Here is a 22,586-nt window from a genome sequence, read left to right on the forward strand (position 1 = left end):
CGTCAGCAGGGGTGTGCGCCGCCAGAGGTGCTGGCGTGCTCCAGCTGCACACAGGCCCCAGCGGTGCTGCACCTGTACAGGAAGTAGTCCAGGGTGATCGTCGTGTTCCGGCTGTTGGGGAAACCGCACACCTGGATGTCGTACTGCAGGGGCGCGGTGCTGGCGGGGATGCAGATCTTCTGGTATCCCGCGGGAACGGTGACGGTACATGTGCACGCCGCGCTACAGGTGACGGTCTGGCCGCTCGTCGGAGTGATCTGCAGCAGCAAATCGGCATTGTCAGCGGGCGAGAGACCCTGCGCGGTGACGCTCGCCACGAGAATGCGCTCGAACGACGCGGCCTGGATCGTGGCCGGGGCTCGGTAGCCCTTGTCGCATGGCCCGGAGTGGCCCGGAAGCTTGCAGAAGTCGCTCGTCAGGCAGAAGGTGCCTGTACACAGGACGCTGGCAGCCGCGCTCGGCGCGGCAGCGGCGATGGTCACTGCGGGCACCGCCCAAGCAGCCCCCTTCACCAACGTGCGTCTCGTTGGGCTCACATTGTGGCCCGCCTCGGTACTGCTCATGTCGGAATGCCCCCTCTAGTGGCTTGATCTGATTACAGGTCTAGACCGTCCCCGGTCTCGGCCCCTTCCCCAAGCGTCACGATAACGTAGTAAGGCAGCCACTTAGAGAGTTCCCCAGATCTGTCTCGCTGGCCGCGCGACCATCGTGATCCGGGGTTGCAGGCCCACATAGAGCCAGGAGATGCACGGCGGGCGCACGACGGGCGCACGACGGGCGCACGTGGTTGGGGGACGCGCGCCCATGGGCCAGAATGCACCCATGTCCTCGACGCCCTCCCTCCCGACCACGACCCCGCGCAGCCTCTCGGGCATGCAGCCGACGAGCGACTCGCTCCACCTCGGCAACTACATCGGTGCGCTGGTCGAGTGGGTGCGCCTGCAGGAGACGCACGACGCCTTCTACTTCGTCGCCGACCTGCACGCCCTGACGGTCGCCCCGGACCCCGAGGTGCTCCGCGAGCGCACCCGCATCACCGCCGCTCAGTTCATCGCCGGCGGCGTCGACTCGGCGCGCTCGACGCTGTTCGTCCAGAGCCACATCGCGCAGCACACCGAGCTCTACTGGGTGCTCGGGACGCTCACCGGCTTCGGTGAGGCGAGCCGGATGACGCAGTTCAAGGACAAGTCCGCCAAGGGCACCAACACCAACGTCGGCCTCTTCGCCTACCCCGTGCTCCAGGCCGCCGACATCCTCATCTACGACGCGAACGTCGTCCCCGTCGGCGAGGACCAGCGCCAGCACCTCGAGCTCTCGCGTGACCTCGCGGGCCGCTTCAACCAGCGCTTCGGCGACACGCTCGTCGTGCCCGAGCCGCACATCATGAAGGCGACGGCCAAGATCCAGGACCTCCAGGAGCCGACGGCCAAGATGAGCAAGTCGGCCGCCTCCGACACCGGGCTCGTCAGCCTCCTCGACGAGCCCGCGCGCATCGCGAAGAAGATCCGCTCGGCCGTCACGGACGCCGAGCGCGAGATCCGCTTCGACGAGGAGAACAAGCCGGGCATCTCCAACCTGCTCTCGATCCACTCGGCCCTGTCGGGCACTCCGGTGGCGATCCTCGAGGAGCAGTACGCCGGCAAGGGCTACGGCGACCTCAAGAAGGACGTCGCCGAGGTCGTCGTCGAGGCGGTGACGCCGTTCCGCACCCGCACCCTCGAGCTCATGGCCGACCCCGGCGAGCTCGACCGCATCCTCGCCGACGGCGCCGAGCGGGCCCGCGCCGTCGCAGAGGCGACGGTCCGCCGCGTGTACGACAAGGTCGGCCTTCTCCCCGTCCTCGGTCGGAACCTGGGATAACGACGCTGTGCCCGCCCGCGCTGGGTAGGGTGCCACCGTGATGCAGACAGGGGAGCTCAAGCCGCGAGCCGACCTCCCGCACGGCACGTCAGGGCTCGGGGCGCTGCGCCGAGGCCTCCTCCAGTGACTCGTCCCACCGGGTGCGACAGGATCTCCGACCACCTGCTCACTGGGTCGATTGTCGGCATTGGCCACCGGGTGTGCGAGGTCGCCACCGCGCAGATGGGGTCGCGGGAAGATCGCGCGAGCACGCCTGATGTCGACGGACGTCGACATCACAGACAGAACATCGGGGGCGCAGCGTGAGCACGGACATGGCGATTCGTGCGGTAGGACTGTCGAAGTCCTACCGCATCGCTCATCGAGCAGCACCGGTCACCCGCGTGACCGAGGCCGTAGCCCAGCGACTGCGTCACCCGTTTCGTCGCAGGGACTACGAGGACTTCACCGCCCTGTCGGACGTGTCCTTCGAGATCCCGTGGGGAGAGGCCGTCGGCATCGTCGGGCGAAACGGCGCCGGCAAGTCCACACTGCTCAAGCTCCTGACGCGGATCACGGCGCCGACGGCTGGAAGGATCGAGCTGTCCGGTCGCATGGGCAGCCTGCTCGAGGTGGGCACGGGCTTCCACCCGGAACTGACGGGTCGCGAGAACATCTTCCTCAACGGCGCGCTGCTCGGGATGCGGCGCAACGAGATCCGACGGCGTTTCGACGAGATCGTCGACTTCTCGGGGGTGGAGCGCTTCCTCGACACGCCGGTCAAGCGATACTCCTCCGGCATGTACGTCCGGCTGGCGTTCTCGGTGGCTGCGCACCTGGACACGGAGCTCCTGGCGATCGACGAGGTGCTGGCCGTGGGAGACGCGGAGTTCCAACGGAAGTCTCTCGCCAAGATGCGGGACGTCGCCAACGACGGACGAACCGTGCTCTACGTCAGTCACCAGATGCAGACGGTTGAGTCGCTGTGCACTTCGGCGATCTTCCTCCAGCACGGCACGCTCCAGCTGCAGGGCGGTGTCGCCGACGTCATCGAGCGCTATCGCGGCAGCTACGAGGAGTATGCCGCTCGTGAGACGCAGGCGCGGAAGGGGCTGAGTGACGACGTGCCTCGCATCCTCGAGGTCGTGCCGACGAGTCAGACCTTCTCCGTCGACGATGACAAGTCGGTCGACATTCGCATCGGTCCGACCGACGACTTCATCGGCACCTACTTCGTCTCGGCGCACCTGACGGACGCGAACGGGAACGTCGTGGGTCAGTGCGACTCTCGCCTCGTCGGCCGCTACCTGGACGCGGACCGTGAGCAGCGTCTTCGGCTGTCGATCCGCCATCTGTGGATGAAGCCTGGCCGCTACTCGATCGACGTCTTCGTGTGTGCGTCAGGCATCTTGGATTCATGGGAAGGCTCGGCCACGTTCGACATCCTGCCGTCGTTGCCCTACCCGGAGCTGACCTCACCCGAGGCCACCGGCCACGGTGCGGTCCTGCTTGACTTCGACTACGAGGTGCACGCATGAGCAAGGTCGTCATCACACCACCCGGGCGCCTGAGTCTCCCGCACTGGCAGGAGCTCTGGGGTGCTCGAGAGGTCTTCCTTCGCTTCGGCCAGCGCGACGTTCTCCTCCGGTACCGGCAGACGGCCGTGGGCGTCACCTGGGTGATCCTGCAACCCTTGGTTGCGGCCGGGATCTTCTCCATCATCTTCGGCCGGATCGCAGGTCTCTCGACCGACGGGGTGCCGTACTTCCTCTTCTCCTACATCAGCATGCTGGGCTGGAATCTCTTCTCCGGCGTGCTGAACCGGGCCGCCCCTTCGCTGGTCGCCAACCAGGCGCTCGTGTCCAAGGTGTTCTTTCCACGCATCCTCGTCCCGGCGTCGACGATCCTGTCGGTCATCCTCGACTTCGTCGTGGCCCTCGTCCTCGGCGTCGTTCTGCTGGTCGCCTTCCGGGTCAACCCGGGCATCGCGGCGCTCGCCCTTCCCTTCTGGGTCCTGTGCACCCTCTGCCTGAGTCTGGGGTTGGGACTGGCCGCCTCCGCGATCATGGTGCGCTACCGGGACGTGGCGTACGTCCTGCCCTGGCTGGTCCAGATCGGGCTGTATGCGACGCCCGTGGCGTATTCGCTCGAAGCCGTTCCCGAGCAGTACCGCATCTTCTTCGATCTCAACCCGATGAGCTGGCTGCTGACTGGGATCCGCTGGTCCTTGCTCGGCACGTCGCCGCCGCCGGTGTGGCAGCTGGCCGCGGCGGTCATCGTCAGCGCAGGGGCTCTTTTCGCCGGGTTGCTCGTCTTCCAGCGGTTCGAGCGGTCGTTCGCGGACGTGATCTGAGGCCAGCCCCGCTCTCGGGGTGACGATCGGTGAGGGTGCGACCGTCGCGGCCGGTGCGATCGGAGCGGGCGCACGTCCGGCAGGCCCGCGGCCGCACTGGTCGAGGAGATTGGGTACGGTCGGGTGCGTGAGTGTTGCGCGCCCCACGACGATCGGCGTCTCGATCCCGATCCCGGCCCCGCACGGTGACTACCTCCAGCGTCGCCGGGCCGACTTCGGGGACCCCCAGGCCTGGCAGATCCCCGCGCACATCACCCTGCTGCCGCCGACCGAGGTCGACGCGGAGGCGTATGCCGCCTTCCGGAGCCACTGCGCGGAGGTGGCCGCCGCGCACGCCGCGTTCGACGTCGTCCTGCGTGGCACGGGCACGTTCCGTCCGCTGTCCGACGTCGTCTTCATCCAGGTGGCCCAAGGCGTCTCGAACTGCGAGGCGCTCGAGGTGTCGCTGCGCTCGGGGCCGGTGAGCCGCGCCCTCGAGTTCTACTACCACCCGCACGTCACCGTGGCGCACAACGTGCCGGCCGAGTCGCTCGACCTCGCCTTCACCGACCTCGCCGACTACTCCGTCGCCTTCACTGTCGGCGCCTACCACCTCTACGAGCTGGGCGAGGACGACGTGTGGCGTCCCGTGCACGAGTTCACCCTCACCGGGGGCTGACGGGTGCCGGCGCTGGGGCCCCTCATGGATCGGCTCAAGGCCCTGTCTCCGTACCGGGCGTGGACCCGATTCAGCACGTCGAGCGGCAACCTGCTCGCGGCGGGGGTCAGCTACTACGCCTTCTTCTCCATCTTCCCGGCGCTCGCGCTCGCCTTCGCGATCTTCGGCTTCGTCCTGCAGGACCGCCCCGATCTCGTCCTCGCGATCGCCGACTCGCTCAACAAGGCCCTCCCCGGGATGGTCAAGACGCCGAGCAACCCCGACGGCATCATCAGCATCGAGGCGCCGGCGAGCCTGACGCTGACCCTGACCGGCATCATCTCGTTCGTGACCCTGCTGTTCGCCGGCATGGGATGGGTCCGGGCCCTGCGCACCGGCATCCGCGGCGTCTTCGGCCTCGAGGTCGCGCCACACGCCATGGTGCGGACGATGGCCCGTGACCTGCTGGTCCTCGTGACCGTCGGCACGGCCGTCGCGGTCTCGGCGATCCTCACGAGCAGCATCGGGGGGCTGGCCGAGCAGGTGGCCGGGTGGGTCGGTCTCGAGGGCAACGGACTCCTCGTCGGCCTGCTGGGACTTCTCATCGGCATCGTCTTCGACACCTTCATCCTCGTCGTCCTGCTGCGGACCCTCTCTGGAGCACCGCTGCCGCTGCGCGACATCCGTCAGGGAGCGGTGATCGGCGCCGTCATCCTCACGCTGCTCAAGCTGTTCGGCGGCTTCCTCGTCAGCCATGCCACGGCGAACCCGCTGCTCGGGGCCGTCGCGCTCTCCGTCGGACTGCTCTTCTGGCTCGACCTCATGTCCAAGGTCATCCTCCTCTCGGCCGCGTGGGCCGCGAACGACGTCGACCTCGACGCCCTGGGCGATGACACCGGCCGCTCGACGCTGTCCAGGGCCGCCCGCCCCGTGTTCATCGCCCCGCTCGCCTCCGGCGCCGACACCAGCCTCGTGCCGTATGCGGCAGCCCCCCTCGAGGTGGCGCCCGGGCACGCCGACGTGGCTGGGCGGGACGTCGCCGGTTCCCGCGCGGTCGACCGGGTCAGCCTCGCCGCGGGCGCGGTCGTCGGTGCCGCCTCGGCCGCGCTGGTCGCTGTGCTTCGCCGGCAGCACCGCTGAGGGACCCGGGGCACTGCGCCTGTCAGTACCGCTGTTCGCCGTGCGGGCAGACACGTGCTGGGTACATTCGACCCGTGATAGCCCATGTGCCGACGCCGGGTGACCACTTCTCGCCGATGACAGGATCGGCCGTGATGACGGTGATCGACGGGCTGGCCCGTCCGACGGCCGAGAGCGCCAGGCATCAGGTTCTGGTGGCTGAGGGAACGTATGCCGAGCGATACAACTCAGCAGACGTGATCTCCTACCCGCCTGCCCCACCGCGGAGCCGCTCGGTCCGTCTCGTCGATACAGCCCTCGCCCGCATGGGCGCCGGCCGGCCCTTCGCCTCCCGTGAGTACCGTGCTGCCTTCAAGGTCCTGAGCGACGCACCGCACACCGTGCTGCTCCACAACGCGCCTAACGTGGCCGCTCTCCTTCCCGCCCAGTCAGCGCCAGTGCTCTACGCACACAACGAGATCCTGCACGGAGCCCCGTGGGCAGCTCACAGCTCCGTCCGCGGTTTGGAGGGGATCATCACCGTCAGCGAGTGGTTGGCTGAAAGGACGCGCCACCGCGTTCCTCGCTCGATGCGCTCCCGGGTCGTCTCCCTGGTCAACGGTGTCGATACCGATTCCTTCGGGCCCGTGGACCGGACCGACCGAGACGGACTGAGAATCCTGTACGTGGGCCGGGTCGTGCCGGAGAAGGGCCCCGACGTGCTGTTGGATGCGGTGGAGCGAGCCGGGATCCACGGACTCACCGTCAGGATCGTGGGCAGTGAGGGCTTCGCCATCGATGGCCCACTTTCCAGCTACGAGCGCGCCCTGCGCAGACGCGCCTCAACCCTGTCCTGTGGGGTCGAGTTCGTGCCGTTCACACCGCGGGCAAAGCTTCCTGCCCACTACGACTGGGCAGATGTCGTGACGCTCCCGTCTCGATGGGAGGAGCCGTGCGGTCTCACGCTGCTGGAGTCGCTCGCCAGCGGCGTGGCAACCGTGGTCACGGAGTCCGGTGGCATGCCGGAGGTCGCCGGGGACGCTGCGATAGTCATCAGGCGCAACGACCCAGGCGCCTTGATCGATGTCTTGCGACAGCTTGCTGACGCCCCGACGGCACGCAGCGATCTCGGTCGACGTGCTCGTGAACGGTCGATGGAATTCACATGGGCCGGCCGCGCTGAACGTTTGCACGAGATCCTCGAGGAGTGGGGCCTCCCGACAGCGGGCCCTGGCCGAGAGGTGGCCGCGAATGGTTGAGCCGAACAGCGAGCGTGTCTTGGTGGTGATACCGCTCTACAACGGTGCTCGGTTCATCGATGAGACGTTGCAGAGCGTCATCTCACAGACTCACCCCCATTACGAGGTCGTCGTGGTCGACGACGGTTCCAGCGATGACAGCGTTGAAAGAGTGCGCCGGTGGTCGCAAGCCGACGCTCGGGTGCGTCTGCGCACCAAGGGCTCGTCGGGCATCGCGTCCACCCGGAACCACGCGATGGCAGCCAGCACGCCTGGTGCGTCATACGTCGTCTTCCTGGACCAGGACGACGTATTGCCATCCGACTTCTTCAGTCGCGCGGTCTCCTGCTTGAGTCAACGGTCGGACGCCGTGGGCGCCGCTGCGCTGGTCGACCTCGTGGATGCTGACGGAAGACCATTCGACGATGGTGCGTTCGCGGCCGCGATGGTGGGTGGCGACGGCTCGTCCTCGCTCGAGGCAAGCGATGGGCGCGAGGTCCGTTTCGAGGATGTGTTCGTCCACAACCGGCTCTGCCCCCCGAGCTGCGTCATGCTCAAGCTGGACATCGTGACCGAGGTGGGTGGACCCGACACGAGCTACGTCGTCGCGGACGACTGGGACTTGATGCTCCGGGTACTCAGGCACGGACCGGTGCTGTTCCTGCCTGGGGCTCGCGTCGGCTACCGGCGGCACGGATTCAACGCCTCCGACTCCGCGGGGGATCAGAACATCCAGGAAACGCGTCGGGTCTGGGCCCGGACCTACTTCTCGCGGGCGAACTCCGACGCGCAGCGCCGAGCGCTCCGACAGAAGTGGCGGACACGCCAGCGTCGAACAGCTCGCGCCAAAGCGCACTCCGCTGTGACTGCCCTCGGGCGTGGCGAGCTGCTGATCGCCGCTTCGGGCCTGCTGGACGCCCTCGCGCACGCTGTATCGCTCCGTCCCCTGCGGTATTGGGCCAGGCCGGCGAGGTGACCTGGGTGGGAGTTCTCGTGAGTCCTGTGCGGTGAGTCCGGGCCCCTGCGACCATCGCGCCGCAAGGATGTTTCACGCCGCGCGGCGCCGGCGCCGGGCGATCGCGAGCAGCACGACGCCGGTGGTGACGACGACACCGGCCGCGGCGAGCACGACGAGCGACCTGGTGCGGTCGGATGCCGTCTCGCTCGCCGGGGCCGCGACCGGGGACGGAGTGCCGGTCTCCGAGGTCCCCGAGAGGGCCCCCGCGCCGGCGCCGGCGCCGGTCGCGCCGCCAGTGGGCAGCTCCGGCAGCTCGGGTGCGGCGGCGGGCGCCGCGGCCTCGCCGGGCTCGACGAGCCGCCCGACGGGCGTGACCCGGTCGGCGTTGGCGAAGCCCCAGTCGAGCAGGGCCGCCGTCGGCTTCCACGAGCCGGTGATGCTGCCCATCTGTGTCACGACGAGGGTGCGACCACCGCGGGTCGCGGCCCCCATGAAGGTGTGCTGTGCCCGGTCGGTGCGGCCGGGCTTGATGCCCACGGCGCCGGGGTAGTGCTGCAGCAGCTCGTTGATGTTGTAGACGTGGAAGGCCGGCCACACCTTCCCCCGCTTGTCCTTCCCGCCGGGGAAGACGCTGTCGCGCTTGGTGATCGTGGCGCGGAAGGCCGGCAGGCGCATGGCGTCGCGCCCGATGAGCGCCAGGTCGTAGGCGCTCGACCGCTGGGCGCCGTCGTCGAGGCCGCTCGGGTCGACGGTGAGGGTGTCGTGGGCCCCGACCTCACGGGCCTTGACGTTCATCAGCTCCACCGTGGCCTCGTAGCCACCGGCGGCGTCGGCGAGCGCGTAGACGGCGTCGTTGGCCGAGAACATCAGCATGGCGTCGAAGAGGCTCGAGACGGGGTAGCGGTTGCCGGCGAGGATGCCGACGCGCGACCCGGCCGCGTCCTGCGCGTCCTGGCCGGCGACGACGACCCGTCGCGGGTCGAGACGCGGCATCAACGTCAGGGCGGTCAGGGTCTTGAGGGTGCTGGCCGGGCGCAGCCACGCGTGCGGCGACTTGGCGGCGAGGACCTCACCGGTGTCGAGGTCGGCCACGACGTACGAGACGTCGTAGACCTCGGGCGGCGCGGGCACGGAGGCCGGGCGGTCGACGACGACACCGGACTCGGCCAGGCGCGAGCCACCGACGACCGTCTCGGGCTTCCACGCGGGATGGGCGAAGGGGGTGGGTGGCGCGTTGCGGCAGACGACGCGGACCTTCGGCGGCTTCGCCGGTGTCGCCGCGACCGTCGGGCGCGGGACTGGTACGGGGGCCTGCGCCGACGCGGAGGTCGTCGCGGAGGTGGTCGCGGAGGGTCGCGCGCTCGACGTCCGGGCCGCGGGCTCGTCGGTGGGGAAGACCCGCGGTGTCAGCGTGACCCCGACCGGGACGGCCTGGCGGGTCTGCCACGCCGCACAGGTCGGTGCGGCGACGGGTGCTGCTGCCGCGGGTGCGGCGCGGGGGAGGGGCGTACCGGAGGCCGGCGGGACGGCATACGTCGTCGTCAGGGCGAGCCCGAGCCCGAGCGCGCTGAGCGCCGCGCCCGCGACGGTGAGCGTCCACGGGCGACGTCGGGCCGGGTCTCGAGGCTTCATCGCCGGGAAAGACTAACCCGCCCCGGATGCTCCGGGGCGGGTCGTCGGGGGTGCTGCGGTGGGCGCGTCGCGCCTCACTCGCCGCGCATCAGGGCGCCGCGCAGGTCCTTGTTGAGCTGGTTGATGACGTCGAGCGGGATCTCCTTGGGGCAGGCCGAGGAGCACTCGCCGATGTTCGTGCAGCCGCCGAAGCCCTCGTGGTCGTGCTGGGTCACCATGTTGACGACGCGGGCGTCACGCTCCGGCTGGCCCTGGGGGAGCTCGCCGAGGTGAGTGATCTTCGCGCCCATGAAGAGCATGCCGGACGCGTTCGGGCAGGCCGCGACGCAGGCACCGCAGCCGATGCAGGCCGCCGCCATGAAGGCGCGGTCGGCCTTGGGCTTGGGCACCGGCACCGAGTGGGCCTCGGGGGCCGAGCCGGTGTTGGCGCTGATGAAGCCGCCCGCCTGGATGATGCGGTCGAAGCTGCCGCGGTCGACGACGAGGTCCTTGATGACCGGGAACGCGTCGGCGCGCCAAGGCTCGATGGTGATCTCGTCCCCGTCGGAGAAGCTGCGCATGTGCAGCTGGCACGTCGTCGTGACCTCGGGGCCGTGTGCCTTGCCGGAGATCATGAGGCCGCACATGCCGCAGATGCCCTCGCGACAGTCGGAGTCGAAGGCGATCGGCTCCTCACCGCGGGCATTGAGCTGCTCGTTGAGCACGTCGAGCATCTCGAGGAACGACATGTCCTCGGAGATGTCGGTGACCGGGTAGGTCACCATCTCGCCCTTGGCCTTGGGCCCGGACTGGCGCCAGATCTTGAGAGTCAGATTCACTTGTAGCTCCGCTGCTTCATCTCGACGAATTCGTAGACCAGGTCTTCCTTGTGCAGGACCGGCGCGCCGTCCTGACCGCCCCACTCCCACGCGGCGACGTAGGCGTACTCGTCGTCGTGACGCAGCGCCTCGCCGTCCTCGGTCTGGGACTCGGCGCGGAAGTGACCACCGCACGACTCGCGACGGTGCAGCGCGTCGATGCACATCAGCTCTCCGAGCTCGAGGAAGTCGGCGACGCGGCCGGCCTTCTCGAGGCTCTGGTTGAGCGTGTCGGCACTGCCGAGCACCTTGACGTTGCGCCAGAACTCGTCGCGCAGGCCGCGGATGAGGTCGATGGCCTTGAGCAGCCCCTCCTCGGAGCGCTCCATGCCGCAGAACTCCCACATGATGTTGCCGAGCTCCTTGTGGAAGGAGTCGACCGAGCGGTCGCCGTTGATCGACAGGAACTTGGCGACACGCGCGTCGACCGAGGCGCGGGCCTCGACGACGGCCTCGTGGGACTCCTCGAGCTTGGGGAAGGGGCCCTTGGCGAGGTAGTCGCGGATCGTGTGCGGGAGCACGAAGTATCCGTCGGCCAGGCCCTGCATGAGTGCCGAGGCGCCGAGACGGTTGGCGCCGTGGTCGGAGAAGTTCGCCTCGCCCGTGACGAACAGGCCCGGGATGCTCGACTGGAGGTCGTAGTCGACCCAGAGGCCGCCCATCGTGTAGTGCACCGCGGGGTAGATGCGCATCGGCACCTCGTAGGGGTTCTCACCCGTGATCCGCTGGTACATGTCGAGCAGGTTGCCGTACTTCTCCGCGACGGCCTCGGCGCTCATGCGCTTCAGGGCGTCGGTGAAGTCGAGGTAGACCCCGCGGCGGAAGTCGCCGACCTTGGGACCGACGCCGCGGCCCTCGTCGCAGACGTTCTTGGCCTGGCGGCTCGCGATGTCACGCGGGACGAGGTTGCCGAACGAGGGGTAGATCCGCTCGAGGTAGTAGTCGCGGTCCTCCTCGGGGATCTGGCGCGGGTCCTTCTCGCAGTCCGCAGCGTTCTTCGGCACCCAGATGCGGCCGTCGTTGCGCAGCGACTCCGACATGAGCGTCAGCTTGCTCTGGTGCTCACCGGCCACCGGGATGCACGTCGGGTGGATCTGCGTGTAGCAGGGGTTGGCGAAGTGTGCGCCCTTGCGGTGCGCGCGCCACGTCGCGGTGACGTTGCTGCCCATCGCGTTGGTCGAGAGGTAGAAGACGTTGCCGTAGCCGCCCGACGCGAGCACGACGGCGTCGGCGAGGTGCGTCTCGATCTCGCCCGTGACGAGGTCGCGGGCGATGATGCCGCGGGCCTTGCCGTCGACGACCACGACCTCGAGCATCTCGTGGCGGCTGAACATCTCCACCGTGCCGGCCGCGACCTGGCGCTCGAGGGCCTGGTAGGCGCCGATGAGCAGCTGCTGGCCGGTCTGGCCGCGGGCGTAGAAGGTGCGCGAGACCTGGACCCCGCCGAAGGAGCGGTTGTCGAGGAGGCCGCCGTACTCGCGGGCGAAGGGCACGCCCTGCGCGACGCACTGGTCGATGATGTTGGTGCTGACCTCGGCGAGGCGGTAGACGTTCGACTCGCGCGAGCGGTAGTCGCCGCCCTTGACGGTGTCGTAGAAGAGGCGGTAGACGGAGTCGCCGTCCTCCTTGTAGTTCTTGGCGGCGTTGATCCCGCCCTGCGCGGCGATCGAGTGCGCGCGACGCGGGGAGTCCTGGTAGCAGAAGGACTTGACCTGGTAGCCGGCCTCGCCGAGTGTCGCGGCGGCCGCGCCACCGGCCAGTCCGGTGCCGACGATGATGACGGACAGCTTGCGCCGGTTGGCGGGGTTGACGAGGGAGGCCTCGAACTTGCGGGTGTTCCAGCGGCGGTCGATCGGGCCGGCCGGGGCCTTCGTGTCGCGGATCGGCTCACCCTCGGCGTATACGCCGTGGATGAGACCGGGCACGGGCGAGGAGGGCGACGTGGATGTCGTGGTCACTGGTCAGCTTCCCTTGACGAGTCCGAAGAGGATGGCGAGCGGGGGGAGGGCGAACCCCACGCTCGTGACGAGCGCGATGACCGTCCCGAGCGTCTTGGCGCGGCGGCGTGCGGCGGCATTGCCGGCCCAGCCAAGGGTCTGGGTGGCGCTCCAGACCCCGTGGTAGAGGTGCAGGCCCAGGGCGACGAGGGCGAGCAGGTAGATCAGGACGACCCACCACACCTGGAAGCTGCTGATGACGAGCAGGCCCGGGTTGCCCTCGGCCGGAAGCGAGCCGACGTTGAACTTGACGATCGTGAACTGGAGCAGGTGCCAGACGAGGAAGAGGAGCAGCGCGACGCCGCCCCAGCGCATCATCTTGCTCTTGACCGTGGCACGGGCCGCGGCCTTGGCCACGTAGCGCGTCGTCCGGGCACCGCGAGCACGGCTCCACAGGTAGAACGCGGACCACGCGTGAGCCACCAGCGCCGCGATGAGGAGGACCCGGAAGAGCCAGAGGAAGCCGGCATACGGCAGGAAGGGCGTGAACAACGTCCGGAGGTGCTCGGCGTACTCGTTGAACGCGTCGACGCCGGCGAAGATCTTGAGGTTGCCGTACATGTGCACGAGGACGTAGAACACGAACAAGGCGCCCGAGCCGGCCATGAGCATCTTCATGAACACGGTGTTCCGGCGGGCCGATGCAGGTCGATTCGATCCCGTCACCGGGAGAGTATTAGTGGCCACGGTCGAAACCCTATCCCCGAGGCTTCGCGCGGTCCGACGGCTACCGTCCGGTAGACGCCGAGTGTGACCATTTCCACTGTCACGCGCCAGTCAGCGGGTCAGCGCTGTCCGGGCGCTCAGCGCTTGCGGAGACCGATCTTCGTGCCCAGCCACACGAGCGGGTCGTAGTGACGGCCGACCACGCGCTCCTTCATCGGGATGATCGCGTTGTCGGTGATCTTGATGTGCTCGGGGCAGACCTCGGTGCAGCACTTCGTGATGTTGCACATCCCGATGCCCTGTTCGTCGCGGGCGAAGTCCGCACGGTCTTCGCGCGCGTCGAGCGGGTGCATGTCGAGCTCGGCCGCACGGATGAGGAAACGGGGTCCGGCGAACGCCTCCTTGTTGTTCTCGTGGTCACGCACGACGTGGCAGGTGTCCTGGCAGAGGAAGCACTCGATGCACTTGCGGAACTCCTGCGAGCGCTCGACGTCGACCTGCTGCATCCGGTAGTCGCCGGGCGCCACCCCCTCGGGCGGCGCGAACGCCGGGATCTGGCGGGCCTTCGCGTAGTTGAAGGACACGTCGGTCACGAGGTCGCGGATGACCGGGAAGGCACGCATCGGCGTCACGGTGACCACCTCGGTCTCGGTGAACGTCGACATCCGGGTCATGCACAGCAGCCGCGGCATGCCGTTGACCTCGGCGCTGCACGATCCGCACTTGCCGGCCTTGCAGTTCCAACGCACCGCGAGGTCACCCGACTGGGTGGCCTGGATGCGGTGGATGATGTCGAGCACGACCTCGCCCTCGTTGACCTCGACGGTGTAGTCGACGAGCTCGCCGCCGTCGGCGTCGCCGCGCCAGACCCGGAACCTCGCGTCGTAGCTCATGACCCGCTCCCGTCGGTGGGCGTCGCCGGTGCCGGCACGTCGGCCAGCTCGTCCGGCGTGAGGTACTTGGCCAGCTCGCTCGTGTCGAAGAGGGCCAGCAGGTCGCCGCGCATGGCCGGCATCGGCTGCTCGCGCACCACGATCCCGTCGCGGTCCGCCGAGCAGATGAGGTTGCGGCCCCGCCAGCGCGGGTCCATCGTCGGGTAGTCGTCGCGGGTGTGGCCACCGCGGCTCTCCTGGCGCAGCAGCGCGGCCCGGGCCACGCACTCGCTGACGGCGAGCATGTTGCGCAGGTCGAGGGCGAGGTGCCAGCCCGGGTTGAACTGCCGGTGGCCCTCGACGGTCAGGTGCGCGGCGCGGGCCTTGAGGTCCTCGAGCCGTTCGAGTGCGCGTTCGATCTCCGCGGCCGTGCGGATGATGCCGACGAGGTCGTTCATCGTCTGCTGCATCGCCTGGTGGAGGGTGTACGGGTTCTCGCCGCCCTCCTCCTCGAACGGCGCGAGCGCAGCGGCTGCGGCGGCGTCGACGACCGCCTGGTCGACGTCCGGCCGACGGTCGCCCAGTGACAGGACGTATGCCGCCGCGCCGGTTCCGGCGCGGGCGCCGAAGACGAGCAGGTCCGAGAGGGAGTTGCCGCCCAGGCGGTTGGACCCGTGCATGCCGCCGGACACCTCTCCGGCGGCGAAGAGGCCAGGCACCCCGGCGGCGGCGGCGCTGTCCGGGTCGACCTCGACACCACCCATGACGTAGTGACAGGTGGGGCCGACCTCCATCGCCTCCTTCGTGATGTCGACGTCGGCCAGCTCCTTGAACTGGTGGTGCATCGACGGCAGCTTCTTGAGGATCTCCTCCGGGGGGCGCCGCGAGGCGATGTCGAGGAAGACCCCGCCGTGCGGTGACCCCCGGCCGGCCTTGACCTCCGAGTTGATGGCGCGTGCCACCTCGTCGCGGGGGAGCAGCTCCGGGGGGCGCTTGTTGTTGTCGGGGTCGGTGTACCAGCGGTCGCCCTCCTCCTCGGTCTCGGCGTACTGGCCGCGGAAGACGTCGGGCACGTAGTCGAACATGAAGCGCTTGCCCTCGGAGTTCTTCAGCACGCCGCCGTCTCCGCGCACCGACTCGGTGACGAGGATGCCCTTGACCGAGGGCGGCCACACCATGCCCGTCGGGTGGAACTGGATGAACTCCATGTTGACGAGGGTCGACCCCGCCCGCAGGGCCAGGGCGTGTCCGTCCCCGGTGTACTCCCATGAGTTCGAGGTGACCTTGAACGACTTGCCGATACCACCGGTGGCCAGGACGACGGCGGGGGCGTTGAAGCGGACGAACCGACCCGACTCGCGCCAGTAGCCGAAGGCGCCGGCGATGGCCCCGCTCGGGTCCTGGAGCAGGTCGGTGATCGTCACCTCGGCGAAGACCTTCAGCCGGCTCTCCGGGTCGCCGGACTCACGTTCGTCGTCTTGCTGGAGGGAGACGATCTTCTGCTGCAGGGTGCGGATCAGCTCGAGCCCGGTGCGGTCGCCGACGTGGGCGAGGCGGGGGTACTCGTGGCCCCCGAAGTTGCGCTGGCTGATCCGTCCGTCCGGAGTGCGATCGAAGAGGGCGCCGTACGTCTCGAGCTCCCACACGCGGTCAGGGGCCTCCTTGGCGTGCAGCTCGGCCATCCGCCACGAGTTGAGGAACTTGCCGCCGCGCATCGTGTCGCGGAAGTGCACCTGCCAGCTGTCCTTGCTGTTGACGTTGCCCATGCTCGCGGCGATGCCGCCCTCGGCCATGACCGTGTGCGCCTTGCCGAAGAGCGACTTGCAGATGATGGCCGTGCGAAGTCCCGCCTCGCGCGCGGCGATCGCGGCCCGCAGGCCCGCCCCACCGGCCCCGACGATGACGACGTCGTACTCGAAGTGCTCCAGCTCGGCGGCCATCAGTTGAAGAACCTCAGATCCGTGACGACCCCGGACGCGACCAGGGCGATGTAGGCGTCGGTCACCATGAGGGTGCCGAGCGTGGTCCAGGCCAGCTGCATGTGCCGGGTGTTGAGGCGCGAGACGACGGTCCAGGCCCGGTAGCGCACCGGGTGCTTCGAGAAGTGCTTGAGCCGGCCACCGATGAGGTGTCGGCACGAATGGCAGGACGCCGTGTAGAGCCAGAGGAAGGCGACGTTGACGAGCATGATGAGCGTGCCCAGGCCCATGCCGATGCCGCCGTCTTTGCCGTGGAAGCCGTCGAAGGCGTCCAGCGTGTTCATCCCGGAGACGACGACCGCGGCGTAGAAGAAGTAGCGGTGGACGTTCTGCAGGATGAGCGGGAAGCGCGTCTCGCCCGTGTACGTCGCGTGCGGCTCGGCCACCGCGCAGGCGGGCGGCGAGAGCCAGAACGACCGGTAGTACGCCTTGCGGTAGTAGTAGCAGGTGAGCCGGAAGCCCAGCAGGATCGGCAGCAGGAAGAACGCATACGGGACGAGCGGTGGGAGCTCACCCATCCAGGTGCCGAGGTGGCGGGCTCCCGGGACGCAGGAGGCGGTGACGCACGGCGAGTAGAACGGCGTGAGGTAGTGGTACGTCTCGACGAAGTAGTACCGCTGCATGGAGGTCCGCACCAGCGCGTAGAGCAGCCAGAGGACGAGCAGCGTGACGATGATGACCGGCTGGACCCACCACCGGTCGCCGCGCAGGGTGCGCCCGGGGATCTGGGCCCGCCCCGGAGCGCCGACGCCACCGGCGACGGAACCTCCTGCGCGGGAAGCCGGGTCGAGCCTCGTCTCACTCATCCTGCGAACCTCCACCGTCGTTGGTCGGGCGCCGTCGCACACTCTAGTGTGACGCGCGCCACAAGGGGGTGAAGCGCGGATCCTGCACGCCCTCGTGCGCACACCTAGGGTGGGGCCATGGTGCTCCACGCAGCGGCCGCGGCCCTCGACTGGGCCATGGACAAGTCCCTGGTCCTCGGCTACACGAAGATCGGGCCTGCCGTGCGCCGCGCCTGGTGGCCGCACGACCCGGTGCCCGGGGCGCTCGTCGGGCGCCACGTGCTCGTGACCGGCGCGAGTGGTGGCCTCGGCCTGGCGACCGCTCGCGGTCTCGCACACCTCGGCGCCGTCGTGCACCTCACCGGCCGCGACGCCTCCCGTCTCGACGACGCCCGCTCCCGGCTACTCGACGAGCAGCCCCTCGCGGAGGTGACGGTCCACGTCGCCGACGTCAGTGACCTCGCCGCGACTGCGGAGTTCGCGCGCCGGTTCGTCGCGGACGTGCCGCGGCTGCACGCCGTCGTCCACAACGCCGGGGTCATGCCCCCGAGGCGCACGGTCACGCCGGAGGGCCACGAGCTGACCCTCGCCACCCACGTGCTCGGCCCCCACGTGCTCACCTACGGGCTCCGCGAGGCGCTCGCGGGCGGAAGGGTCGTGCTCGTGGCGTCCGGCGGCGCCTACGGCCAGCGGCTCGACGTCGACGACTGGGAGTACACGTCGGGCGACTACTCGGGTGTCACGGCCTACGCCCGCACGAAGCGCATGCAGCTGGTCCTCACCGAGCTGTGGGCGCGGGATCTCGCGTCCGACGACATCCGGGTCCACTCGATGCACCCCGGCTGGGCCGACACCCCGGGTGTCACCGACTCACTGCCTCGCTTCGCCGCGCTCACCGGGCCGCTGCTGCGGGACGCCGACTCGGGCGCCGACACCGCGGTGTGGCTCACGGCCACGGCCGACGCGACCGGCACCGGCGGCTTCTGGCACGACCGGCGACGGCGCGCGACGCACTACGCACCTGTCGGCGTCGAGACGCCGGAGCAGGTCGAGCGGCTCTGGGCCCTCGTCCGCGAGGCGACCCGGGTGCCCGCGGCGGACGACTGAGCCCGCCGGACGGCATACGTCCGCGGTCGACGGTCAGGCGCGCAGCCAGCAGGTCCACCGCTCGAGGCGCAGGTAGCGCCTGGCGCACGAGCGAGTCGGTCGGTGGGACGTCGTCCTCCGAGCCGGTAGCCGGTCGATCTCAGAGGAGCTCGGTACGGCCCCGGGCGACCAGGGTCTCGACGACCTTCTTGACCTCCTGGGCGCGGTCGGGTCGCGTGATGAGCAGGGCGTCCTGCGTGTCGATGACGACGATGTCGTCGATGCCGATGAGCGCGACGAGCCGTCCCCCTGCCGACACCGTGGCGGTCGAGTCGATGCTGATGATGTCGTCGGCCGGGCCGATGGCAGTGATGCCCGGCAGCTCGCTCGACTCGGCGACGAGCTTGGTGAGCGAGTTGAAGTCGCCCACGTCGTCCCAGCCGAGGGCTGCGGGCACGACGGCGACGCGGCCGGCGGCGGCAGCGGGCTCGGCGACGGCGTGGTCGATGGCGATCTTCTGGAGCGACGGCCACAGGTCCCGCATGCGGCGGGGGTCGGCGGCGATGGTGCGCAGGTGGTCGACCATCTCGGCGTGGTTCTCGGCGAGCAGCTCGAGCAGGGTGGTCGCGCCGACGACGAACATGCCTGCGTTCCAGCGGTACTCGCCGCTCTCGAGGTATTTGGTCGCGGTCTCGAGGTCCGGCTTCTCGACGAAGTCGTCGACGCGGTGCGCGCTCGGGGCACCGACGACGTCCAGCGGTGCGCCGAGCCGGATGTAGCCGAAGCCGGTGGCCGGCTCGGTCGGCTCGATGCCGATGGTGACGAGCTCGCCGCGCCGGGCGAGGACGACGGCCTCGGCGACGGCCCGTTGGAAGTTGTCGGGCTCGGTGATGACATGGTCGGCGGCGAACGAGCCGAGCACCGCCTCGGGGTCGCGTCGCTCGAGGACGGCGGCGGCGAGCCCGATGGCGGGCATCGAGTCGCGGGGCGACGGCTCGCCGATGACGGCGTCGTAGCCGAGCATCGGCAGCTGGCGGCGCACCGCCTCCTCGTGGGCGACCCCGGTGACGACGAGGATCCGGTCGTCGACGAGCGGCTCGAGGCGGTCCCACGTGGCGCGCAGCAGCGACTGCCCCGACCCGGTCAGGTCGTGCAGGAACTTCGGCGAGCTGCGGCGCGAGATGGGCCACAGCCGGGTGCCCGAGCCGCCGGCGGGGATCACGGCCCAGAAGCCGGGGATGCCTGTCATGGGGGACACCGTACCGACCCGTCCGGCGATGCCCGAACCCGTCCGGAGGCGCCGACGCCCCGTCGGCGGTCGGTGGCGACCGGGGCGACCTGCCGACCACCGGTGGTGAGGTCAGCCGATGTCGCGACGCCCCAGGGCCGCGACCCCCGCCGCGCTGAGGGCGGCGGCGACGAGGGTGAGCCCGACGAGGGGGGCCGCTCCGAACGTGCCGCCCGGCAGCGCCGGCAGGTGCGTGAACGGCGAGAGGTCGACGAGCCAGCCCGGCAGGTCGAGCAGGTCGCCGAACTCACCGAGCAGGAGGAAGACGATGAGCGCGGCCCAGGCCAGGCCGGTGAAACGGGGGAGCGCGCCGTAGAGCAGGACGGCGACGGCCAGCACCACCCACACGGCGGGGAGGGTCGAGAGGGCGGCTCCGACGAGGCGCCCCACGGTCCCGCCGACGTCGCCCACGTCGGCTCCGTGGACGAGGCCGGCCACGACGACGCTGACGAGCATGACGACGGCCGAGGCGACGACGGCGATGACGATGTGTCCGAGGGCCCATCCGGTGCGCCGCACCGGCGTCGCGAGGAGGGACTCGAGGCGCGTCGTCGTCTCCTCGGTGTGCATCCTCGTGACGAGGGCGATGGCCAGGGCCGACGCGCCGATGGCCGCGAAGTGCAGCTCGGTGGAGAAGTAGATGTCGGTGATGGAGCCGGCGTCGCCGCCCATGGCCCGCAGCATGTCGGCGACCTGGGGCGAGTCGACGAACGTCTCGACGCTGCCGGCGATCGACCCGAGGACGACGCCGAGGACGGCGTACGCCACGACCCAGCCGACGAGCGTGCCGCGGGCCAGGCGCCGGGTCAGGGCTCCGGCGGTGCGGACGGGGCTGCGGTCGTGCCCGGCTCGGCTCGGCAGCACCCCGGACCCGAGGTCCCGCCGGTCGAGCAGCGCGAAGGCTGTGGCCACGAGTGCGGCGTAGAGCGCGAGCCCGAGCACCGCGACCCAGTAGCGATTCTCCCCGTAGGGCGACGCCTTGACGCCCCAGCCGAGCGGCGACAGCCACGACAGGACGCGGGCCGGACTGTCGCCGCCGGCGGTGTCACCCACGGCCCGGACGAGGAAGGCGACGGCCAGCGCGCCGAGCGACCACGCAGCCGTGCCACGGGTGCTCGAGGTGAGCTGGGCGGCGACCGCGGTGACGCCGACCCACGACAGCCCCATGACGAGCCAGGAGACACCGAGGGCGACCGATCCAGCGGGGTCGAGCCCGACGGCGATCGACCAGACGACCGTGAGGACGACGGTGAGCAGCACGGCGCCCGTGCCGAGCAGCACGGCGGCCGTCAGCGCGGCCCGGCGCCCGACGACGCCGGCGCCGAGCAGCTCGAGCCGCCCGGCCTCCTCCTCCGTCCGCGTGTGGCGCCGGACGACGACGTAGGCGAGCAGGGCGAGGAAGACGCCGCCGAGCAGCACCGACTTGAGCGTCGCGATCGAGTCGATGCTGAGGCTCGAGATCGGCCCGTACATCGCGACGAGCGCCGGGTTGGCGAGCGTCGAGGCCATCCCCTGCTGCGCCGACTCGAGATCGGGGAAGAGCGCGAACGTCGCCTTCGCCGACAGGGCGACGAAGGCGGCGAGGCCGAACGCGCTCACCGGCACGAGCACCCGGTCGCGTCGGGCGGCGAGCCGCAGCAACGAGGTGGTCCCGGTCAGGCCGGCGCGGGCCTGACGTGCGGGGACGGCCAGGGCGGTCACGACGTCGCCGTCGACGTCGTGCGGTACTGGTCCATGAAGAGCTCCTCGAGCGTCGGCGGGGCGCTCGTCAGGGCCGTGATGCCGTGGGTCCCGAGCACCTCGAGCAGGCGCCCGAGGTCGTCGCCGCCGACGGTGCAGGTCACCCGGTCACCGGACACGAGGACGTCGCCGACGCCCGGGAGCCCGGCGAGCAGGGCCGGGTCGACCGGGCGTGCGAGGGTCGCCCGGACGGTCGTGCGGGACAGGTGGCGCAGGTCGGTCAGGGTGCCGGACTCGACGTTGACCCCGGCGCGGATGATGCTGACGCGGTCGCACACCTGCTCCACCTCGGACAGGATGTGGCTCGACAGGAGCACCGTGCCACCGCCCGCCCGGAACTCTCGGACGACGTCGCGGAACACCGCCTCCATGAGCGGGTCGAGACCGGAGGTGGGCTCGTCGAGCAGCAGCAGCTCGACGTCGGAGCTCAGAGCCGCGACGAGGGCCACCTTCTGCCGGTTGCCCTTCGAGTAGGAGCGACCCTTCTTGGTGGGGTCGAGGTCGAACCGTTCGAGCATCGACGCGCGCCGCTTCTCGTCCACGCCCCCTCGGAGCCGGGCGAGGATGTCGATGACCTCACCCCCGGTGAGGTTGGGCCAGAGGGCGACGTCGCCGGGGACGTAGGCGAGGCGGCGGTGCAGCGTCTCGACCTCGCGCCACGGGTCGCCGCCGAGCAGCGTCGCGCTGCCGCCGTCGGCGCGCAGCAGGCCGAGCAGGATGCGGATCGTCGTGGACTTGCCGGCGCCGTTGGGGCCGAGGAAGCCGTGGATCTCACCGGTCGCCACGTCGAGGTCGAGCCCGTCGAGAGCGACGGTGTGCCCGAAGGTCTTGCGCAGGTCGTGGACCTGGATGGCGGAGGTCATGAATCGACGGTACACAACTTTCACGGTTTACTGAATGCCATGAGAGTTGGGTTAGGGTCGGTCCACACGACGGAGGAGGACTGGTGACGTCAGTGCGACAGCGGTCGAGCCGCGACGAACGGGCCGTCTCGACCTACGTCGAGCGTCTCGGCGACAGCCTCACCGACGCCGGTATGCCGCGCCTGGCCGCACGCGTCTTCGCCCAGCTGCTCGCCGACGACGACGGGCGGATGACCGCCGCGGAGCTGACGGAGTCGCTCGACGTGAGCCCGGCCGCGGTGTCCGGTGCCGTGCGCTACCTGACCCAGACCTACCTCATCGGCAAGGAGCGCGAGCGCGGGTCGCGCCGCGACGTCTACGTCGTGCAGGCCGACGCCTGGCACGGCGCGATGCTCTCACGCGACCGGATGCTGGCCCAGATCGAGACGAGCCTGCGTGCGGGGGTGCCCGCCGTCGGTGGCCTCGACACCGAGGCCGGTCGGCGCCTGCAGCTCTCGGTGGCCTTCCTCGAGTTCCTCGGCGACCGGCTCGGCGAGCTCGAGGGGGAGTGGGCCGCCCACAAGGCCGAGATCACCCGCACCTGGCCGTCCGCCACCCCCTGACCCCACCCGTCGAGAGGCCACGTTCTGCGGGTCCCAACCCCTCGAGAGGCCACGTTCTGCGGGTCCCAACCCCGT

Annotated in this window: 20 protein-coding genes; 9 read left to right on the forward strand and 11 right to left on the reverse strand. The window is 69.9% G+C overall.

The window, feature by feature from the left end; genetic code table 11:
• Positions 1-2 precede the first annotated feature (2 nt).
• Positions 3-482 (reverse strand): hypothetical protein, encoded by a 480-nt coding sequence (locus AB4Z14_RS03680; protein ID WP_442273988.1) that lies wholly within the window; start codon positions 480-482, stop codon positions 3-5.
• A 322-nt stretch (positions 483-804) separates the two neighbouring features.
• On the opposite strand from AB4Z14_RS03680, the gene trpS reads away from it, so the two are divergent.
• The 7 genes from trpS (at position 805) to AB4Z14_RS03715 (ending at position 8,162) form a co-directional block, all read left to right on the forward strand.
• Positions 805-1,860, forward strand: a complete 1,056-nt coding sequence (trpS, locus tag AB4Z14_RS03685) for a tryptophan--tRNA ligase (RefSeq protein WP_442273989.1) — start codon at positions 805-807, stop codon at positions 1,858-1,860.
• Between the two features lie 302 nt (positions 1,861-2,162).
• Complete coding sequence (locus AB4Z14_RS03690; RefSeq protein ID WP_442273990.1) at positions 2,163-3,377, forward strand: ABC transporter ATP-binding protein; 1,215 nt, start codon at positions 2,163-2,165, stop codon at positions 3,375-3,377.
• Positions 3,374-4,192: an ABC transporter permease gene (locus AB4Z14_RS03695; protein WP_442273991.1), complete on the forward strand. Its 819-nt coding sequence runs from the start codon at positions 3,374-3,376 to the stop codon at positions 4,190-4,192. Before AB4Z14_RS03690 ends, AB4Z14_RS03695 begins: the two co-directional genes overlap by 4 nt.
• A 127-nt stretch (positions 4,193-4,319) precedes the next feature.
• Positions 4,320-4,850 (forward strand): 2'-5' RNA ligase family protein, encoded by a 531-nt coding sequence (locus AB4Z14_RS03700; RefSeq protein WP_056778550.1) that lies wholly within the window; start codon positions 4,320-4,322, stop codon positions 4,848-4,850.
• A 24-nt stretch (positions 4,851-4,874) separates the two neighbouring features.
• Positions 4,875-5,969: a YihY/virulence factor BrkB family protein gene (locus tag AB4Z14_RS03705; protein WP_442273992.1), complete on the forward strand. Its 1,095-nt coding sequence runs from the start codon at positions 4,875-4,877 to the stop codon at positions 5,967-5,969.
• Between the two features lie 74 nt (positions 5,970-6,043).
• Positions 6,044-7,207 (forward strand): glycosyltransferase family 4 protein, encoded by a 1,164-nt coding sequence (locus AB4Z14_RS03710; protein WP_442273993.1) that lies wholly within the window; start codon positions 6,044-6,046, stop codon positions 7,205-7,207.
• Positions 7,200-8,162: a glycosyltransferase family 2 protein gene (locus AB4Z14_RS03715; RefSeq protein WP_442273994.1), complete on the forward strand. Its 963-nt coding sequence runs from the start codon at positions 7,200-7,202 to the stop codon at positions 8,160-8,162. The genes AB4Z14_RS03710 and AB4Z14_RS03715 overlap by 8 nt, the downstream gene beginning before the upstream one ends.
• A 72-nt stretch (positions 8,163-8,234) precedes the next feature.
• On the opposite strand, the gene AB4Z14_RS03720 is transcribed toward AB4Z14_RS03715, so the two are convergent.
• The 7 genes from AB4Z14_RS03720 to AB4Z14_RS03750 form a co-directional block, all read right to left on the reverse strand.
• Positions 8,235-9,776 carry a D-alanyl-D-alanine carboxypeptidase family protein gene (locus tag AB4Z14_RS03720; protein ID WP_442273995.1) on the reverse strand — a complete coding sequence of 514 codons (1,542 nt, stop codon included), beginning with the start codon at positions 9,774-9,776 and terminating at the stop codon, positions 8,235-8,237.
• Positions 9,777-9,850: 74 nt separating this feature from the next.
• A complete protein-coding gene (locus AB4Z14_RS03725; RefSeq protein WP_056778567.1) occupies positions 9,851-10,594 on the reverse strand; it encodes a succinate dehydrogenase/fumarate reductase iron-sulfur subunit in 744 nt (247 codons plus the stop codon).
• Positions 10,591-12,558, reverse strand: coding sequence for a fumarate reductase/succinate dehydrogenase flavoprotein subunit (locus tag AB4Z14_RS03730; RefSeq protein WP_442274023.1), 1,968 nt, complete (start codon positions 12,556-12,558; stop codon positions 10,591-10,593). The genes AB4Z14_RS03725 and AB4Z14_RS03730 overlap by 4 nt, the downstream gene beginning before the upstream one ends.
• 36 nt (positions 12,559-12,594) lie before the next feature.
• On the reverse strand, positions 12,595-13,248 hold the full coding sequence (locus tag AB4Z14_RS03735; RefSeq protein ID WP_200958672.1) for a succinate dehydrogenase cytochrome b subunit: 654 nt from the start codon (positions 13,246-13,248) through the stop codon (positions 12,595-12,597).
• 185 nt (positions 13,249-13,433) lie between these two features.
• Positions 13,434-14,189 (reverse strand): succinate dehydrogenase/fumarate reductase iron-sulfur subunit, encoded by a 756-nt coding sequence (locus tag AB4Z14_RS03740; RefSeq protein WP_442273996.1) that lies wholly within the window; start codon positions 14,187-14,189, stop codon positions 13,434-13,436.
• Positions 14,186-16,108 (reverse strand): fumarate reductase/succinate dehydrogenase flavoprotein subunit, encoded by a 1,923-nt coding sequence (locus tag AB4Z14_RS03745; protein ID WP_442273997.1) that lies wholly within the window; start codon positions 16,106-16,108, stop codon positions 14,186-14,188. Before AB4Z14_RS03745 ends, AB4Z14_RS03740 begins: the two co-directional genes overlap by 4 nt.
• Positions 16,108-16,953, reverse strand: coding sequence for a hypothetical protein (locus AB4Z14_RS03750; RefSeq protein WP_442273998.1), 846 nt, complete (start codon positions 16,951-16,953; stop codon positions 16,108-16,110). The genes AB4Z14_RS03745 and AB4Z14_RS03750 overlap by 1 nt, the downstream gene beginning before the upstream one ends.
• 117 nt (positions 16,954-17,070) lie before the next feature.
• Here AB4Z14_RS03750 and AB4Z14_RS03755 point away from each other — a divergent pair, with 117 nt between their 5' ends.
• A complete protein-coding gene (locus tag AB4Z14_RS03755; protein WP_442273999.1) occupies positions 17,071-18,039 on the forward strand; it encodes an SDR family NAD(P)-dependent oxidoreductase in 969 nt (322 codons plus the stop codon).
• A 139-nt stretch (positions 18,040-18,178) separates the two neighbouring features.
• On the opposite strand, the gene AB4Z14_RS03760 is transcribed toward AB4Z14_RS03755, so the two are convergent.
• The 3 genes from AB4Z14_RS03760 to AB4Z14_RS03770 form a co-directional block, all read right to left on the reverse strand.
• Entirely contained in the window at positions 18,179-19,267 is a 1,089-nt protein-coding gene (locus AB4Z14_RS03760) for a mannose-1-phosphate guanylyltransferase (RefSeq protein ID WP_442274000.1), read from the reverse strand.
• A 111-nt stretch (positions 19,268-19,378) separates the two neighbouring features.
• Positions 19,379-21,007 carry an ABC transporter permease gene (locus tag AB4Z14_RS03765; RefSeq protein ID WP_442274001.1) on the reverse strand — a complete coding sequence of 543 codons (1,629 nt, stop codon included), beginning with the start codon at positions 21,005-21,007 and terminating at the stop codon, positions 19,379-19,381.
• Positions 21,004-21,909: an ATP-binding cassette domain-containing protein gene (locus AB4Z14_RS03770; RefSeq protein WP_442274002.1), complete on the reverse strand. Its 906-nt coding sequence runs from the start codon at positions 21,907-21,909 to the stop codon at positions 21,004-21,006. Before AB4Z14_RS03770 ends, AB4Z14_RS03765 begins: the two co-directional genes overlap by 4 nt.
• 83 nt (positions 21,910-21,992) lie before the next feature.
• Between AB4Z14_RS03770 and AB4Z14_RS03775 the strand changes: the two genes are divergently transcribed.
• Positions 21,993-22,511, forward strand: a complete 519-nt coding sequence (locus AB4Z14_RS03775) for a GbsR/MarR family transcriptional regulator (protein ID WP_442274003.1) — start codon at positions 21,993-21,995, stop codon at positions 22,509-22,511.
• Positions 22,512-22,586: the final 75 nt, after the last annotated feature.

It is taken from the genome of Terrabacter sp. 2TAF16, from assembly GCF_052115065.1.
Classification (GTDB): Bacteria; Actinomycetota; Actinomycetes; order Actinomycetales; family Dermatophilaceae; genus Terrabacter.